The sequence below is a fragment of the Sphingopyxis sp. genome, from assembly GCF_035686825.1.
Taxonomy (GTDB): domain Bacteria; phylum Pseudomonadota; class Alphaproteobacteria; order Sphingomonadales; family Sphingomonadaceae; genus Sphingopyxis.
Genome location: NZ_DASRYZ010000003.1, coordinates 821,614 through 837,814 on the forward strand (window position 1 = coordinate 821,614; position 16,201 = coordinate 837,814).

The following is a 16,201-nucleotide window of genomic DNA, read 5'->3' on the forward strand; positions in this document are numbered from 1 at the left end:
ACCATCTTGACCGGCATCCGCATCTACGAGACGAAGACCGTTCAACGGCTTCTCACCAGAAAGCTTTCCTCGTAAATCTCGTCAGTGCGTTCGACTATAGACTTGCTTATAGACAATCGGTTTAGAGAGAAGTGGACTGATAATCGTGGTGTCCTCCACCAAGTCCTGACCAACACTACGATAGGTTGTGGTCCGCTCGCTGTCATCGCCACGGAATGTCAGAGAAATGGCTTCACCATCGGCTTTTGCCGACACGTCAAAAACAAGCTCTTCTATGAGTTTCCACTTAACCGGCTCTCCGCCGAGCCAAACGACGATAGGTGTTTTGGCATCATACGCGATCCCCAATCGACTTCCAGAACTCGAGATTCTAATTCTAGTTACCGCAATGGACTTGCGCAGCCTCATGCGAGCGAGAGGGCGCTTGGCGCTGGAAAGGCCTGCAATAGCGCTCTCGATCGCTTGAAAGGCGTTGTCGCTCCGTTCCTCGTCCAGAACATAGATGCCTGAAACCACACCTTGCACCGGGCTCGCGGAGCCTGAGCTAGAGCTCAAGATGAAAGCTCCGATCGCCGCAGACAAAGTCCAATGACGCATCACGCACTCCTCAAATTCCGCTGCTCGCGGTGACGGTGTAGTGACGATCCGGCTTAGCGCATAGGGGATTCTCTGGTTGTCGGATCGAGGGACTTCCTCCCCGTTTTTAGACGCACAGACTGGCGGAGGGCTGGCTGTATCAGAGGGCCAAGCCTCGTGGCCGCTAACCCGATCTGCAAACTCGAAAGCGGACCAGCCGCTCTCACCCCGAAACCGCCGATCAATTCGCCGGTCGCGTCTCGTCGATCTTGTCGACCCATTCGGGGAAGAAGCTCGGCTCGCGCGCCGACCAGCCGGGGGCGGTGGCGGCGGCTTCGCTGATCGACTGGAGCAGGATCTTGCGCTTGTCGGGATGGAGGTGCGGCAGCGACGCGGCGGCGCAGAAGGCGCCGGGAAGCCACGGCCGCGCGTGCGCGCCGAGCAGCCGTTCGTAGAGGAAGCGATAGGACGCGAAGCCCGGCAGGCGGTCCTGCCCGAGGTCGAACGCCGACACCGCGATCAGCGGCGCCATGAAATGTTCGAGCGCATCGAGCCCGCTGTCGTCGGGCACATGCGCACGAATCTCGACGAGCCGCTGATAGACACGCGCCTGGACGCGGATCGCGGTTTCTTCGACCATGTCGCGCGACCAGCGCGCGATCGCATCGTCGCGTTCGAGCCCGATGTCGAGCGAACGGCGGATGTAGCGCTGGGTCGCCGCGGGAAAGCCCGCAAATTCCTTGATCTCGGAAAGGGACAGGTCGCCTGCGGCCGGTCCTGAACGCGTCGCCATGGTCATGCTCCCGCTCGGCGCCCGGGGAGCCATCCCCCCGGAGGCCTGCATCAAACAGTCTGCCACCATATTGGTTAGTGGCAGGTTAACCATGACGTCGGGACTCGTTCAGCAAGTCACGGGGCGTTGCGCGATGCCGCGGCGGGCCCTAATCAGCGTGTCTTGAAACCATAAGACACACGCAGGTCCACCATGTCCAACGCACCGCAGCCGGTCATTTCCGCAACCGGCCTTTTCACCCCCGCCGAAGCGATCTCCAACGAAGAACTTGTCGCCAGTTTTAACGCCTATGTTGCGCTGCACAATAGAGAAAATGCGGCGGCGATCGCGGCGGGCGAGGCACCCGAACTGACTGAATCGAGTGTCGAATTCATCGAGAAGGCAAGCGGGATCGGATCGCGTTTCGTCGTCGACAAGGCGGGCATTCTCGATCCCACGCACATGGCGCCACGCATCGCCGAACGCGGCAACGACGAGCTGTCGATCCTCGCCGAAATCGGCGTCGCGGCGGCGAAGGACGCGCTGGCGCGCGCGGGCCGCGACGCGGGCGACGTCGACGCCGTGCTGTGCGCCGCGTCGAACATGCAGCGTCCCTATCCGGCGATGGCGGTCGAGATTCAGGACGAACTCGGCATCGACGGCTTTGGCTTCGACATGAATGTCGCCTGCTCGTCGGCGACCTTCGGCATCCAGACCGCCGCCGACTATATCCGCGCCGGCCATGCGAAGAGCGTGCTCGTCGTGAACCCCGAAATCTGTTCGGGGCACCTCAACTGGCGCGACCGCGACAGCCATTTCATCTTTGGCGACGTCGCGACCGCGATCCTCGTCGAGCAGAAGGACATCGCGCCCGCGGGGCATTGGGACATCCTCGGCACCAAGCTGAAGACCGTCTTCTCGAACAATATCCGCAACAATTTCGGCTTTTTGAACCGCGGCCATGGCGGGATCGACCAGTCGGGGCCGAAGAGCGACAAGCTTTTCGTCCAGGAAGGCCGCAAGGTGTTCAAGGAAGTCGTGCCGATGGTCGCGAACATGATCGTCGAGCAGATGGAACTGCTGGGCCTTGAAGGCGGCGACATGCGGCGGCTGTGGCTGCACCAGGCGAACACCAATATGAACCGGCTGATCGCGCAGCGGGTGCTGGGGCATGAGGCGAGCGAGGACGAGAGCCCGACGGTGCTCGACACCTATGGCAATACGTCGAGCGCGGGATCGATCATCGCCTTTCACCTGAACCATGCGGATATGGTCGCGGGCGATACCGGGCTGATCTGTTCGTTCGGGGCGGGGTATAGCGCCGGGACGGTGTTCGTTCGGAAGTCTTAAAACCACGTTGCGTACCCCCGCGAAGGCGGGGGTCCATCTCCCGTGGGCGACATTTTGAACCGGCAGGAGATGGGTCCCCGCCTTCGCGGGGACGCACGGCCAAGCAGGACCGATGCGTTACGGCACAAACGTCGTGAACAGGTAGATCGCGAACAGCATCAGGTGGATCACCCCCTGCAGCACCGTGGTGCGGCCGTTCGCGAGCGTCTGCACCGACACGATCAGCGACAGGAAGAGCAGTACCGTCGATTTGGCGTCGAGCCCGAGGCTGATCGGCATGTCGGCGACGATCGAGAGGATCGCGACCGCCGGAATGGTGAGGCCGATGGTGGCGAGCGCCGAGCCAAGCGCGAGGTTGAGGCTGGTCTGGAGGCGGTCGGCCTTCGCCGCGCGCACCGCCGCGAGCCCTTCGGGGGCGAGGATCAGCGCCGCGATCAGCACGCCGAGCACCGCGGGCGGCGCGCCCCAGTCGGCGAGCAGCGCGCCCATCACCGGCGAGAGATTCTTCGCGAGCAGCACGACCGCGACGAGGCTGGCGAGGAGCAGCGCGCCCGAAATCGCGGTGCGCTGGATGGTCGGCGGCGCGGCGTGCGCGTCGGGCACGCCGTCGCCGTCGGCATCGCCGTCGGGAAGGAAATAGTCGCGGTGGCGAACCGTCTGCACCAACGCAAAGGTGCCATAGAGGATCAGCGACACCACGGCGACGAAACCGAGCTGGGTCGCCGAATAGAAGGGGCCCGGCACGCTCGAGGTGAAATTGGGGAGCACGAGCGTCACGACGGTGAGCACGGTGAGCGTCGCGAGCGCGGCGCCGATGCCGGTGCGCTGGAAACGCTGTTCGTGATGGCGGATGCTGCCGGCAAGCAGGCAAAGACCCATCAGCAGGTTGAGGATCACCATCACCGCCGCGAACACCGTGTCGCGCGCGAGCGTCAGCGCCTTTTCGGGCTCGGCCTGCATCAGCGTCAGGATCAGCCCGACCTCGATCACCGTCACCGCGAGCGCGAGGATCAGCGTGCCGAAGGGCTCGCCGACGCGGTGCGCGATCACCTCGGCATGATGGACCGCCGCGACGACCGCGCCCGCGAGGATGATCGCGACCGCCCAAGCATTGAGCGGCATCGCGAGGCTCGCCATCGCGGCGAGGAAGCCGAGGATCGGGAAGAGGTCGTTGGTGCGGTCGGCGAGGCGGAGTTTGGCGGTCATCGGGCTTCTATTGCAGCCACTTTCCGGCGTGGCTACCCCCGACGGCGCAATTAATGTGCGCGAACCGGCAATCCGGCCGCGGCGAGCCGGGCGTGGGCCTCGGCGATCGTCGCTTCGCCGAAGTGGAAGATGCTGGCGGCGAGCACCGCGCTGGCGCCGCCTTCGATCACGCCCTGGGCGAGATGGTCGAGATTGCCGACGCCGCCGCTCGCGATCACCGGGACGCTGACCGCATCGGCGATCGTGCGGGTGAGCGCGAGGTCGTAGCCGTCCTTTGTGCCGTCGCGGTCCATGCTGGTGACGAGCAGCTCGCCCGCGCCGAGTTCGGCAAGCCGAACAGCATGTTCGAGCGCGTCGATGCCGGTCGGCTTGCGGCCGCCGTGGGTGAAGATTTCCCATCGGCCATCCGCAACGCGGCGCGCGTCGATGCTGCCGACCGCGCACTGGCTGCCGAAGCGGCCCGCGATGTCGGCGACGAGTTCGGGGCGCGCGACCGCGGCGCTGTTCACCGCGACCTTGTCGGCGCCCGCGAGGAGCAGCGCGCGCGCATCGTCGGCGCTGCGCACCCCGCCGCCGACGGTGAGCGGCATGAAGCAGACTTCGGCGGTGCGCGCGACCATGTCGAGCAGGGTGCCGCGGCCCTGATGGCTGGCGCTGATATCGAGGAAGCAAAGCTCGTCGGCGCCCGCGGCGTCATAGGCGCGCGCGGCTTCGACCGGGTCGCCCGCGTCGCGCAGGTCGATGAAATTGACGCCCTTGACGACGCGCCCGTCGGCGACGTCGAGGCAGGGGATGACGCGGACGCGGACGGTCACGCCGCCCCCGCCGCGATCGCCTCGGCGAGGTCGAGGCGGCCGTCGTAGAGCGCACGGCCGGTGATGACGCCTTCGATGCCGTCGGCGACGTGGGGGCGCAGCGCATCGATGTCGCCGATGTCGGCGACGCCGCCGCTGGCGATCACCGGGATAGCGACCGCTTGCGCGAGCGCGACGGTCGCCTCGACATTGCATCCCTTGAGCAGCCCGTCGCGGCCGACGTCGGTGAAGAGCAGGGCGGCGACGCCGGCATCCTCGAAGCGGCGCGCAAGATCCTCGACGCGGACGTCGGAGACGTCGGCCCAGCCCTCGGTCGCGACCATGCCGTCGCGGGCATCGACCCCAACGACGATCCGGCCGGGAAGGTCGCGCGCGGCCGATTTGACGAATTCGGGATTTTTCAGCGCCGCGGTGCCGATGATCACGCGGCTGACGCCGAGCGCGAGCCAGCGGTCGACCCCCGCGCGGTCGCGGATGCCGCCGCCGACCTGCACCTTGCCCTGGAAGGCGGCGATGATACTTTCGACCGCAGCGCCGTTGACGCTGGCGCCCGCGAAGGCGCCGTCGAGATCGACGACGTGGAGGTGCGACGCGCCCGCATCGGCGAAGAGGCGCGCCTGCGCCGCCGGATCGTCGCCATAGACGGTCGCGCGCGCCATATCGCCCTCGGCGAGCCGCACCACCTGCCCGCCTTTGAGGTCGATCGCGGGGAAGATGGTCAGGCCAGAATCTACGGACGCCATGCGAGGAATCTCTCTAGTGTCGCGAGGCCGTAGGCCTGGCTTTTTTCGGGATGGAACTGGACGCCAACGATATTGTCCTTCGCCACCGCGGCGGTGAAGGTCGCGCCGTGGCTGCTGGTCGCGGCGACATGCGCGGCATCGGCGAAATGATAGCCGTGGAGATAATAGGCCTCGCCCGCCGCAATCACCGGATGCGCCACGGTGGGCACGACGTCGTTCCAGCCCATGTGCGGGATGCGGAGGCCGGGTGCGGGGTCGAAGGCGCGCACGGTGCCGCCGATCCAGCCGAGCCCCTTGTGCGTCCCATGCTCCTCGCCCGCGTCGGCGAGCAATTGCATGCCGACGCAGATGCCGAGGAAGGGCGCGCCTTGCCCACGCACGCGCTGCTCCATCGCATCGATCAGCCCGTCGATCGCCGAAAGCCCGTTCATGCACGCGGCGAAAGCACCGACGCCGGGCAGGACGATGCGGTCGGCGCTGGCGACGACATCGGGATCGGCGGTGACCGCGACATTGTCGGCGCCCGCCGCGACGAGCGCGTTGTGCACCGAGCGAAGATTGCCCGCGCCATAGTCGATCAGGGCAATGACGCTCATCGGCTGGTCCTAGAGAACGCCCTTGGTCGAGGGGATGGCGTCGCCCTTGCGCGGGTCGATTTCGACGGCCTGGCGCAACGCGCGCGCGAGCGCCTTGTACATGCTTTCGGCGATGTGATGATTGTTCTCGCCGTAGAGCATCTCGATGTGCAGCGTGATCCCCGCGGTCTGCGCGAAGCTGTGGAACCAGTGCGGGAACATCTCGGTGTCCATCTCACCGAGCCGCGGCTGCGAGAAGGAGGATTTATAGACGCAGTGCGGGCGCCCCGAAATGTCGAGCACGCAGCGCGTCAGCGTTTCGTCCATCGGCGCGTGCGCCTCGCCATAGCGCGCGATGCCGCGCTTGTCGCCGAGCGCCTTGGCGACCGCTTCGCCGAGCGCGAGCGCGCTATCCTCGACCGTGTGATGCTGGTCGATATGAAGGTCGCCCTTCACCTGCATCGAAATGTCGATCAGCGAGTGGCGCGACAATTGCTCGACCATATGGTCGAGGAAACCGATGCCGGTGGACACCGAATAATCGCCCGTTCCGTCGAGATTGACGGTGATCGCGATATCCGTTTCCTTGGTCGTGCGCTGGACGGTGGCGGTTCGCATGGGCGACCCCTTAGAGCGTCTGTTTCGCGTTGCAAGGCGATTCTCCCCCCTTGACCGACGTGCGGTGCGCGTTCATCCCCTCGCGTCATGAGTGATGACGTTCGCGACAGCCTGATTCCCTATGACGAAATCGTGCAGGACGCGCTGCGCGCCGTGGTCGGCCGCGTGCTGAGCCAGATCGAGGGTTACGACAGCCTGCCCGGCGAACATCATTTCTACATCACCTTCAAGACGCAGGCCCCCGGGGTCGACATCCCCGCGCATCTGATCGCCAAATTCCCCGACGAAATGACGATCGTGCTGCAGAACCGTTTCTGGGACCTGAGCGTCGAGGAGGATCATTTCGCTGTCGGCCTGTCGTTCAACCAGACGCCGTCGATGCTGACGATCCCCTATGCCGCGATCACCGCCTTCGTCGATCCGTCGGTCGATTTCGGGCTGCAGTTCCAGGTCAGCGACGACGAGGCCGCGCAGCCCGAGCCGCACGACGAAGCCGACAACGACCGTCCCGACGTAACGAGCGAGGACGGGTCGAACGTCGTGACGGTGGATTTCGGCAAGAAGAGATAGCGTGCCGGGCCCCGCCTGGCCTCCCAGCCGTTTCTGGCAATATTGGGCGCTCGCGGGAATGCTCGTCCTGACCGGCGCCTTCTGGTGGGGTGTCGAGGGTTATGCGCTGTTCGAGGGCGGCTATGCGCGCAGCCAGATCGCCGACGGACTGCTGCGCTTCAGCTTGCTGGTACTGACCCCCGCGCTCGTGCTCGTCTGGCTCGTCGCCGCATGGCTGCGCCGCCGCGTTGGCGAGGGCGGCTATTGGCAATTGCTCGGCCTTGTCGCGATGATCTGGGCGGGCGCGGTTCTGGTGACAAGGATGCTGATCTTATGAGCGACACCCGGATCGAGAGCGACAGCATCGGCGAGGTCGCGGTTCCGGCGGACGCCTATTGGGGCGCGCAGACGCAGCGTTCGATCGAAAATTTTCCTTTCGGCGCGCGCGAGCGAATGCCGATCGAGATCGTCCACGCGCTCGCGCTCGTCAAACAGGCCGCAGCGCGCGTGAATCGGAACCACGGGCTCGATCCGGCGCTGGCCGACGCCATCGAAGCGGCAGCAGCCGACGTCGCTGCGGGTCAATTCGACGATCAGTTCCCGCTGGTCATCTGGCAGACGGGCAGCGGCACCCAAAGCAACATGAACGTCAACGAGGTGATCGCGGGGATCGCCAACGAACGGCTGGCGGGCACTCGCGGCGGCAAGTCCCCGGTGCATCCGAACGATCATGTGAACATGAGCCAGTCGTCGAACGACAGTTTTCCGACTGCGTTGCATGTGGCGGCCGCCCTCGCGCTCCGCACCCGCCTGCAGCCCGCCATCCTCCAGCTTTGCGGCGAACTCGAAGAGAAGGCGGAGAATTGGTCGGATATTATCAAGATCGGCCGCACGCATCTTCAGGATGCAACCCCACTGACGCTGGGGCAGGAGTTTTCGGGCTATGCCGTGCAGCTTGCAAAGGCGAGCGTCCGCATTACCAGCGCCTCCACGGACATATTCCATTTGGCGCAAGGCGGAACCGCCGTCGGGACCGGCTTGAACGCACCCGCCGCATTCGGCGAGGACATCGCGCACGAGATCAGCGCGCTTGCGGGAGTCGAATTTTCCAGCGCCGCCAATAAATTCGAGGCACTGGCAACCAATGACGCACTGGTCGAACTTTCGGGCGCCCTCAATGTTGTCGCCGTCTCGCTGACCAAGATCGCGAACGACATCCGCCTTCTGGGATCGGGCCCGCGCGCGGGGCTCGGCGAGCTCGACCTGCCCGCGAACGAGCCGGGCAGCTCGATCATGCCGGGCAAGGTCAATCCGACGCAGTGCGAGATGCTGACGATGGTCGCAGCCCAAGTGATCGGCAATCATCAGGCGGTGACCGTCGGGGGCCTGCAGGGCCATCTCGAACTCAATGTCTTCAAGCCGCTGATCGGCGCCAATGTGCTGCGTTCGATCGATTTGCTGAGCACCGGCATGACGGCCTTCGCCGAACGCTGCGTTGCCGGGATCGAACCCAACCGCGCGCGTATTGCCGAGTTGGTCGATCGCTCGTTGATGCTCGTCACCGCGCTCGCGCCCGAAATCGGTTACGACAAGGCGGCGAAGATCGCGAAACATGCGCATGAAACGGGCGGCACGCTGAAGGAAGCCGCGCTCGATCTGGGCTTTGTCGATGCCGCGACCTTCGACCGCGTGGTCGATCCGCGAACGATGCTGGGTTCGGAACCCTAGCGCGTCTCGGGGCATTGATGAGGGGAAGGAGAGATGAGCATGATCGGTCGCATCGTAGGCGGCGTTCTGGGCAGCGCCATCGGACGTAACAAGGGCAATCACCCCGTCGCGGGCGCGGTGATCGGCGCCGGCACATTGTTCGCGGCACGGCGCCTGTTCCCGCAGCGCTATGCGGTGCTCGCGGCCACGGTCGCCGCGGGCTATATTACCAAGAAATGGGCCGAGCGCGCCGAGGCGCGCAAGGCGGCGGCGGAAGCGCATGCGCTCGACCCCGAACTGGCGCGCGCCGGCGTGGTCGACACCTATGCGGGCACCGCGAAGGTGCCGACCGATGGCGAGACGATGGGTGACGCGCTGCCGCCCGCGATCCCGCTCGACGCCGACGGCAAACGGCCGGCGATCCACTGAATCTCCCTCGTCGCATGACGAAGACAGCCGGCCACGACGCCTATATCGCCGCGGCACCCGAGCCGTTTCGCGCGATGCTGGCGAACTTGCACACGCAACTGGCGCGGGCGCTGCCCGAGGCCCAAGAGGTCATGAAATATGACATGCCCGGGTTCGAGATCGCGGGCAGGACGATCGCCGGCTATGCCGCCTTCGCCAAGCAATGCGGCCTCTATGTCGATCCGGGCGCGATCGCCGCGCACGCCGACGAGATTGCCGCGTCGAAACTCAAGGCGACCAAGACCGGCGTCACCTTTTCGGCGAACCGGCCGATCCCCGATGAACTGATCGAGAAGCTGGCGCTGGCTTCGCGCAGCGCCCTGGCACTCTAGCCGCCGGCCTGCCACTCTTTGATCGCCTCGACCGGCGACACCAGCATCAGCACGTTGAGCGTCAGATTGTCGCGGATCGTCCACAGCGTGAAGAGTTCGAACGCAATCGCGATAACCACCGTCGCCCACCAGCGCATCCGGCTCGCCGCGAGGAAGCCGATCACCATGAAGAGCGCGTCGCTCACCGAATTGAGGATCGAATCGCCCGAATAACCATAGGCCATCGTGACTTCGCGATAGCGGTCGATGATGACGGGCGAATTTTCGAGGATTTCCCACGCCGCCTCGATCCCGATCGCGAGCGCGAGCGCGACCCACAAGGGCTGGCGCGGGATCAGCCAGCGCGACAGGCCGAAGAAGATGAAGCCGTGGATGACATGGCTGAAGCTGTACCAGTCCGAAATCTGCTGGCTGTTCTGGTTCGACTGGACGGTGCCGTGCCACAGGCTGATCGTCCCGCACGGGCAGACCGGCGGGCGCTCCATCGCGAAGAGGATGGCGGCGAAGGCCGCGAGCAGCGCGGCGGCGACCAGCCAGCCCCGTCTTGAAACTCCCAGGATCATAGCCGCCCCTTCCCGCTTGACCGCGCCCGTGTCTCGCGCAATTAGCGCCCATGGCTGAAAGCGTCCACCTGAACCGCCGCGGCGTGTTGTTCGTCCTCTCTTCGCCCTCGGGCGCGGGCAAGACCACCATCTCGCGCATGATGCTCGAGGCCGACAAGGATATCGCGCTGTCGATCTCCGCAACGACGCGCCCGCCGCGCCCCGGCGAGATCGACGGGGTCCATTATCATTTCGTCGATGTCGAAACCTTCAAGAAGATGGCGGCCGACGGCGAATTTCTCGAATGGGCGCATGTCTTCGGCCATCGTTACGGCACCCCGCGCGCGCGCGTCGACGAACTGCTCGAGGCGGGCAAGGATGTGCTGTTCGACATCGACTGGCAGGGCGCGCAGCAACTCTATCAGGAAGCGGGCCCCGACGTCGTGCGCGTCTTCGTGCTGCCGCCGACGATGGAGGAGCTCGAACGGCGGCTGCGCGCACGCAACACCGACAGCGACGAGGTGATCGCGGCGCGCATGGAACGCGCGGCGAACGAGATCAGCCACTGGGACGGCTATGATTATGTGCTGATCAACGACAATGTCGAAGGCTGTTTCGACGAGGTCCGCGCGATCCTGCGCGCCGAGCGGCTCAAGCGGCGGCGGCAGATCGGGCTGATCGGCTTTGCGCGCGATTTGATCCGGTCGGTGCCCGATGCGGACAAGAAGCTCTAGGAGGTCGGTCGTCGCCCGAGGAAAGGGGAGCGATGGTTTGTTTTAGCCCCCAAGCGCCGGCTCCATCCCCTCTCCATCGTCATCCCGGACTTGATCCGGGATCCATCATTCCGGCGTTGCGCGAGTGGATCCCGGATCAAGTCCGGGATGACGAAATGAGGGTTAGCTAAACCGGCCTCGCCAGCTTCTCTTCGAGTTCCGCCACCATCGCCGCGCGCAGCGGTTTCGCCTGCCCGTCGGTGCGGCACACCACCACCGTATCGCAGGTCGCAATGGCACGGCCGTTCTGAAACATCGCCTGGACGATCGTCCAGCTCGAGGTGCCGAGGCGGCCGATGCCGGTCGCGATCTGTACGGGATCGGGGAAATTGCCCTCGGCCAGATAGTTGATCTCGACCGCGGCGACCATCGTGCGCTCGTTCGAGGGGCGCTCGCCGAGCGGACGCACGTCGCGGTTGAGGAGGACGCGGCCGCTTTCGAACAAGGCGGCGAAGGCCACATTGTTGAGGTGCCCGTTGATGTCCATGTCCTGAAAGCGCGTCTGCAGTTCGATGCAGACGGGGTAGCTGGCGGCGTCGAGCCGCCAGCTTTCCGGTTTCGCCATATCAGCGCGGCGCCATGCGGATGCCGCCGTCAAGGCGGACGTCCTCGCCGTTGAAATAGCCGTTCTCGATCATGCAGAGCGCGAGATTGGCATATTCGTCGGGGTTGCCGAGGCGCTTCGGGTTGAGCACCGAGGCACCGAGCGCGTCGCGGACATTCTGCGGCGCGCCCGCGAGCAGCGGGGTGTCGAAAATGCCCGGCAGGATCGTGTTGACGCGGATATTCTCGTTACCGAGATCGCGCGCGATCGGGAGCGTCATGCCGACGACGCCGCCCTTCGACGCTGAATAAGCCGCCTGACCGATCTGGCCGTCTTCGGCGGCGACCGATGCGGTGTTGACGATCGCGCCGCGCTCGCCGTCCGCCATCGGGTCGAGCGTCAGCATGCCCGCCGCCGACTTGGCGATGCAGCGGAAGGTGCCGACGAGGTTGATCTGGATGATCCAGTTGAAGGCATCGAGCGGGAAATGCTTGATGCTGCCGTCTTCCTTGCTGCGGCTCGCGGTCTTGATCGCGTTGCCGGTGCCCGCGCAGTTGACGAGGATGCGTTCCTGCCCATGCGCTTCGCGCGCCTTGGCGAAGGCGGCGTCGACCGACGCGTCGTCGGTGACGTTGCATTCGCAGAAGACGCCGCCGAGTTCGGCCGCGATCGCCTTGCCCTTTTCTTCCTGCAGGTCGAAGATCGCGACCTTGACGCCCTTCGAAGCGAGCAGGCGCGCGGTCGCGGCGCCGAGGCCCGAGGCGCCGCCGGTGACGACGGCGGATACGGTGGAATCGAGTTTCATTATTTGTCTCCCTTATTCGTCGCCCCCGCGAAGGCGGGGGCCGTAAGCAGCCTTGCGCAAGGCCGGTGGCGGCCCCCGCCTTCGCGGGGGCGACGCCGATTTCTGGATGTTGTTACAGCCGCTCGATGATCGTGACGTTGGCCTGGCCGCCGCCTTCGCACATGGTCTGGAGACCATATTTGCCGCCGGTCGCATCGAGCACACCGAGCAAAGTCGCCATCAGCTTGGTGCCCGAAGCGCCGAGCGGGTGGCCGAGCGCGATCGCGCCGCCATGCTGGTTGATCCGCGCAGGGTCGGCGCCGAGATATTTGAGCCAGGCGAGCGGCACGGGCGCGAAGGCCTCATTGACCTCATAGGCGTCGATGTCGCCGATCTTCATGCCCGCTTTTTTGAGCGCGCGTTCGGTCGCGAACAAAGGTTCTTCGAGCATGATCACCGGGTCGCCCGCGGTCACCGAAATATGGTGGATGCGCGCGCGCGGGGTGAGATTGTGGTCCTTGAGGGCCTGTTCGGAGACGACGAGCGCGGCGCTTGCGCCGTCGCAGATCTGGCTGGCCGACGCCGCGGTGATCGCGCCGCCTTCCTGGAGCAGCTTGACCCCGGCGATGCCTTCGAGCGTCGCGTCGAAGCGGATGCCTTCGTCGATCAGGTGCGTTTCGCGGCCTTCGGGGGTGTCGATCTCGACCCCGACGATCTCGCGCTTGAAATGGCCCGCTTCGGTCGCGGCGGCGCCGCGGCGGTGGCTTTCAAGCGCATAGGCGTCGAGATCGGCCTTGGTGAGGCCGTGCTTCTTGACGATCATCTCGGCGCCCATGAACTGGCTGAACATGATGCCGGGATATTTTTCCTCGAGCCGCTCGGACTTGTAGTGGCCGAGCCCCTCTTTCATGAACAGGGTCGCGACGCTGCCCATCGGCACGCGCGTCATGCTTTCGATGCCGCTCGCGAGCACGATGTCCTGCGTGCCCGACATCACCGCCTGCGCGGCGAACTGGATCGCCTGCTGCGACGAGCCGCACTGGCGGTCGATCGTTACGGCGGGGATCGAGTCGGGGAGCTTCGAAGCGAGCACCGCGTTGCGGCCGACGTCCATCGTCTGCTGGCCGCCTTGGCTGACGCAGCCGGTGATGACGTCGTCGATCGCCTTGGTGTCGAAATCGTTGCGGTTGGCGATCGCGTCGAACACCGCGGCGCCGAGGTCGACGGGGTGGACGCCCGCGAGGCGGCCGCCGCGCTTGCCGCCCGCAGTGCGGACGGCGTCGACGATATAGGCTGTGGCCATGGGAGAATTCCTTTCTGGGTAATCGTCGCCCCCGCGAAGGCGGGGGCCGTTGGAGGCGCCGGGCGACGCCGGGTCAGGACGCCAGCGGCCCCCGCCTTCGCGGGGGCGACGGGCTTAAAGTTTCCGCCCGATCAGTTCCTTCATGATCTCGTTCGTGCCGCCGAAGATGCGCGTCACGCGCGCGGCGCGCCAGGCGCGGGCGATCGGATATTCGTTCATATAGCCCGACCCGCCGAACAGCTGGAGGCATTTGTCCATCACCTCCCACTGGAGGTCGGTGTGCCAGAGCTTTGCCGCCGCGCCCTCTTCGGGGGTCAGTTCCTTCTTCATGTGGCGCGCGAGCGCCCAGTCGAGGTGCGCCCAGCCGACCTGTAGCTTGGCCTTCAAATCGGCGAGCACGAAGCGGCTGTTCTGGAAATCGAGGATCGGCTTGCCGAACGCCTTGCGCTCGCGCGTATATTCGACCGTGTCGTCGAAGGCGCGCTGCGCCGAGGCCTGCGCGCTGACCGCGATCGACAGGCGTTCCTGCGGCAGTTCGCTCATCAGATAGATGAAGCCCTGCCCCTCTTCGCCGAGGCAGTTGGTGATCGGCACGCGGACGTCGTTGAAGAAGAGCTCCGACGTGTCGGCTTCGTCCTGCCCGATCTTGTCGAGGTTGCGGCCGCGCTGGAAACCCTCGCGGTCGGCCTCGACGAGCACGATCGACACGCCCTTCCACGCCGGCTCGACCTCCGTATCGGTCTTGACGCAGACGAGGATCAGATCGGCGTTCTGGCCGTTGGTGATGAAGGTCTTCGACCCGTTGATGACATAATGATTGCCATCCTTCTTGGCGGTCGTGCGCATCCCCTGAAGGTCGGAGCCGGTGCCCGGTTCGGTCATCGCGATCGCGGTGATCGTCTCGCCCGACACCATCCGGGGCAGCCAGTGCTTCTTCTGCTCCTCGCTGCCATATTTGACGATGTAGCTGGTGACGATGTCCGACTGGAGCGAGAAGCCGGTCGTCGCGCGGCCGTAATAGGCGCTTTCCTCGTCGACGATCGCATTATAGCCGAAGTCGAGGCCGAGCCCGCCATATTCCTCGGGGACCGTCGGGCACAGCATGCCGATCTCGCCCGCCTTCGGCCAGATCGACTTGGGGACGATCTTGTCCTCGGCCCATTGCGCCGCGTTCGGCGCGACTTCCTTTTCGAGGAACTGGCGCACCGTCGCGCGGAACGCCTCATGGTCGTCATTATAGGCGGAGCGCGAGAGACTATCGAGCGACATTGGTTTTCCTTTCCCTGAGGACGGCCGAACGCAAGCGGGGAGTCGGCCGCATCTTCCCGGCCAAGAGACCTTACGTTTACGTCCACGTCAAGTAGAAAGACGCTACGGCACGAGACTCTTTCGTCGCCCTGCCCTTTTATCGTCATCCCGACCCTTCGACCGGCTCAGGACAGGCTTGATCCGGGATCCATTCCTTCGGGCGCGGCAAATGGACCCCGGATCAAGTCCGGGGTGACGAAGGGGGTGAGGCGCCGTTTCGCATCTCTTCGAATAGGTTTGCAGCCGCTGGGCAGTCAGGGCCGCCCGCGCTAAGACCCGGCGCATGGTAGAATTGCTCCTCGACGCCGGCGCGCTGCTCGGCGAATCGCCTGTGTGGCACGCCGCCGAATCGCGCCTTTACTGGGTCGATATCGACGGCCGCAAAATCCATCGCACCGATCCCGCGAGCGGCGCCGACGAGGTCATGGAACTGGCCGAGCAGGTCGGGTGCATCGCGCCGCGCGCGGGCGGCGGGCTGGTCGCGGCGCTCGAAAACGGCTGCGCGCTGATCGACGGCTGGGGCGCGGCGCCGCGCCCCTTCGGCGCAGCGGTGCTCGCCGACAAGCCCGAGCAGCGTTTCAACGACGGCCGCGTCGATGCGCTCGGCCGCCTGTGGGTCGGCAGCCTGACGAGCGACAAGGCGAACCCCGCCGCGACGCTCTATCGCCTCGACCCCGACGGGTCGCTGACCGAAATCCTGCATGGGCTGACGACGAGCAACGGCGCGGCGTTCAGCCCCGACGGCGGCACCTTCTATCACGCCGACACGCCGAGCCACGCGATCCGCGCCTATGACGTCGATGCGGCGGCGGGCACGCTGGCGGGCGGCCGCGTCTTTCACCAGTTCGAGTTCGGCAACGGCCGGCCCGACGGCGGCGCGGTCGATGCCGAGGGCTGTTACTGGTCAGCGTTGTGGGACGGCTGGCGCGTCGTGCGCTTCTCACCCGCGGGCGAGCTGATCCGGACGGTGGAGCTGCCGGTGCAGCGCCCGACGATGATCGCGTTCGGCGGACCCGACCTCCAGACCGCCTTCGTCACCAGCGCAGGCAAGAATCTGACCGACGAGGAGCGAAAGGCGCAGCCGCATGCGGGCGGCGTCTTTACCTTCGGCGTCGACGTCCCCGGCCTGATTCAGCAGGAATTTGGCGCCTAGGCACCTTGCACCCCCCTGTCATCTCCGGTTAAGACGGCCCTCGACATGGTTTCGTCCGAAACCTTATTCTCCGGGGAGATATG

Annotated in this window: 20 protein-coding genes; 8 read left to right on the forward strand and 12 right to left on the reverse strand. The window is 65.6% G+C overall.

What is annotated here, in order from left to right; genetic code table 11:
• Nucleotides 1-81: 81 nt before the first annotated feature.
• Together VFG17_RS08545 and VFG17_RS08550 are read right to left on the reverse strand one after the other, a co-directional pair.
• Nucleotides 82-597, reverse strand: coding sequence for a hypothetical protein (locus VFG17_RS08545; protein WP_325029030.1), 516 nt, complete (start codon nt 595-597; stop codon nt 82-84).
• A 220-nt stretch (nt 598-817) separates the two neighbouring features.
• Nucleotides 818-1,369: a hypothetical protein gene (locus VFG17_RS08550; RefSeq protein WP_325029031.1), complete on the reverse strand. Its 552-nt coding sequence runs from the start codon at nt 1,367-1,369 to the stop codon at nt 818-820.
• A gap of 192 nt (nt 1,370-1,561) precedes the next feature.
• On the opposite strand from VFG17_RS08550, the gene VFG17_RS08555 reads away from it, so the two are divergent.
• Nucleotides 1,562-2,698: a beta-ketoacyl-ACP synthase III gene (locus tag VFG17_RS08555; protein WP_325029032.1), complete on the forward strand. Its 1,137-nt coding sequence runs from the start codon at nt 1,562-1,564 to the stop codon at nt 2,696-2,698.
• 117 nt (nt 2,699-2,815) lie between these two features.
• Here VFG17_RS08555 and VFG17_RS08560 read toward each other — a convergent pair whose 3' ends face one another.
• Genes VFG17_RS08560 through hisB form a run of 5 tightly spaced genes read right to left on the reverse strand, consistent with a single transcriptional unit; the run spans nt 2,816 to nt 6,655 of the window.
• Nucleotides 2,816-3,904, reverse strand: coding sequence for an ionic transporter y4hA (locus tag VFG17_RS08560; RefSeq protein ID WP_325029033.1), 1,089 nt, complete (start codon nt 3,902-3,904; stop codon nt 2,816-2,818).
• 50 nt (nt 3,905-3,954) lie between these two features.
• Nucleotides 3,955-4,719, reverse strand: a complete 765-nt coding sequence (gene hisF / locus VFG17_RS08565) for an imidazole glycerol phosphate synthase subunit HisF (protein ID WP_325029034.1) — start codon at nt 4,717-4,719, stop codon at nt 3,955-3,957.
• Nucleotides 4,716-5,462, reverse strand: a complete 747-nt coding sequence (hisA, locus tag VFG17_RS08570; RefSeq protein WP_325029035.1) for a 1-(5-phosphoribosyl)-5-[(5-phosphoribosylamino)methylideneamino]imidazole-4-carboxamide isomerase — start codon at nt 5,460-5,462, stop codon at nt 4,716-4,718. Before hisA ends, hisF begins: the two co-directional genes overlap by 4 nt.
• The gene (gene hisH, locus VFG17_RS08575; RefSeq protein WP_325029036.1) at nt 5,450-6,058 is read right to left on the reverse strand and encodes an imidazole glycerol phosphate synthase subunit HisH; all 609 of its coding nucleotides are present in this window, start codon (nt 6,056-6,058) and stop codon (nt 5,450-5,452) included. The genes hisA and hisH overlap by 13 nt, the downstream gene beginning before the upstream one ends.
• A gap of 9 nt (nt 6,059-6,067) precedes the next feature.
• Nucleotides 6,068-6,655 (reverse strand): imidazoleglycerol-phosphate dehydratase HisB, encoded by a 588-nt coding sequence (gene hisB / locus VFG17_RS08580; RefSeq protein ID WP_325029037.1) that lies wholly within the window; start codon nt 6,653-6,655, stop codon nt 6,068-6,070.
• Between the two features lie 87 nt (nt 6,656-6,742).
• Between hisB and VFG17_RS08585 the strand changes: the two genes are divergently transcribed.
• From VFG17_RS08585 to VFG17_RS08605, 5 genes are read left to right on the forward strand one after another with little or no spacing between them, the layout of a single operon-like run.
• Nucleotides 6,743-7,225: an SspB family protein gene (locus VFG17_RS08585; RefSeq protein WP_325029038.1), complete on the forward strand. Its 483-nt coding sequence runs from the start codon at nt 6,743-6,745 to the stop codon at nt 7,223-7,225.
• Nucleotide 7,226: 1 nt separating this feature from the next.
• Nucleotides 7,227-7,541, forward strand: a complete 315-nt coding sequence (locus VFG17_RS08590; protein WP_325029039.1) for a hypothetical protein — start codon at nt 7,227-7,229, stop codon at nt 7,539-7,541.
• Nucleotides 7,538-8,932, forward strand: a complete 1,395-nt coding sequence (gene fumC, locus VFG17_RS08595) for a class II fumarate hydratase (protein WP_325029040.1) — start codon at nt 7,538-7,540, stop codon at nt 8,930-8,932. Before VFG17_RS08590 ends, fumC begins: the two co-directional genes overlap by 4 nt.
• A gap of 39 nt (nt 8,933-8,971) precedes the next feature.
• Nucleotides 8,972-9,340 (forward strand): hypothetical protein, encoded by a 369-nt coding sequence (locus VFG17_RS08600; protein WP_325029041.1) that lies wholly within the window; start codon nt 8,972-8,974, stop codon nt 9,338-9,340.
• 14 nt (nt 9,341-9,354) lie between these two features.
• Nucleotides 9,355-9,711, forward strand: a complete 357-nt coding sequence (locus VFG17_RS08605; protein ID WP_325029042.1) for a DUF1801 domain-containing protein — start codon at nt 9,355-9,357, stop codon at nt 9,709-9,711.
• Here VFG17_RS08605 and VFG17_RS08610 read toward each other — a convergent pair.
• Nucleotides 9,708-10,274: a DUF2585 domain-containing protein gene (locus VFG17_RS08610; protein WP_325029043.1), complete on the reverse strand. Its 567-nt coding sequence runs from the start codon at nt 10,272-10,274 to the stop codon at nt 9,708-9,710. The two genes, VFG17_RS08605 and VFG17_RS08610, sit on opposite strands and share 4 nt — an antisense overlap.
• Before the next feature lie 50 nt (nt 10,275-10,324).
• Here VFG17_RS08610 and gmk point away from each other — a divergent pair, with 50 nt between their 5' ends.
• Nucleotides 10,325-10,987, forward strand: a complete 663-nt coding sequence (gmk, locus tag VFG17_RS08615) for a guanylate kinase (protein ID WP_325029044.1) — start codon at nt 10,325-10,327, stop codon at nt 10,985-10,987.
• A gap of 166 nt (nt 10,988-11,153) precedes the next feature.
• Here the strand turns inward: gmk and VFG17_RS08620 are convergent, their stop codons facing one another.
• From VFG17_RS08620 to VFG17_RS08635, 4 genes are all read right to left on the reverse strand, one after another.
• Entirely contained in the window at nt 11,154-11,591 is a 438-nt protein-coding gene (locus VFG17_RS08620; RefSeq protein ID WP_325029045.1) for an acyl-CoA thioesterase, read from the reverse strand.
• 1 nt (nt 11,592) lies between these two features.
• Nucleotides 11,593-12,375: an SDR family NAD(P)-dependent oxidoreductase gene (locus VFG17_RS08625; RefSeq protein ID WP_325029046.1), complete on the reverse strand. Its 783-nt coding sequence runs from the start codon at nt 12,373-12,375 to the stop codon at nt 11,593-11,595.
• A 112-nt stretch (nt 12,376-12,487) separates the two neighbouring features.
• Nucleotides 12,488-13,657, reverse strand: coding sequence for an acetyl-CoA C-acetyltransferase (locus VFG17_RS08630; protein WP_325029047.1), 1,170 nt, complete (start codon nt 13,655-13,657; stop codon nt 12,488-12,490).
• Between the two features lie 114 nt (nt 13,658-13,771).
• A complete protein-coding gene (locus VFG17_RS08635; RefSeq protein ID WP_325029048.1) occupies nt 13,772-14,926 on the reverse strand; it encodes an acyl-CoA dehydrogenase family protein in 1,155 nt (384 codons plus the stop codon).
• Between the two features lie 322 nt (nt 14,927-15,248).
• Between VFG17_RS08635 and VFG17_RS08640 the strand changes: the two genes are divergently transcribed.
• Nucleotides 15,249-16,118: an SMP-30/gluconolactonase/LRE family protein gene (locus VFG17_RS08640; protein WP_325029049.1), complete on the forward strand. Its 870-nt coding sequence runs from the start codon at nt 15,249-15,251 to the stop codon at nt 16,116-16,118.
• Nucleotides 16,119-16,201: the final 83 nt, after the last annotated feature.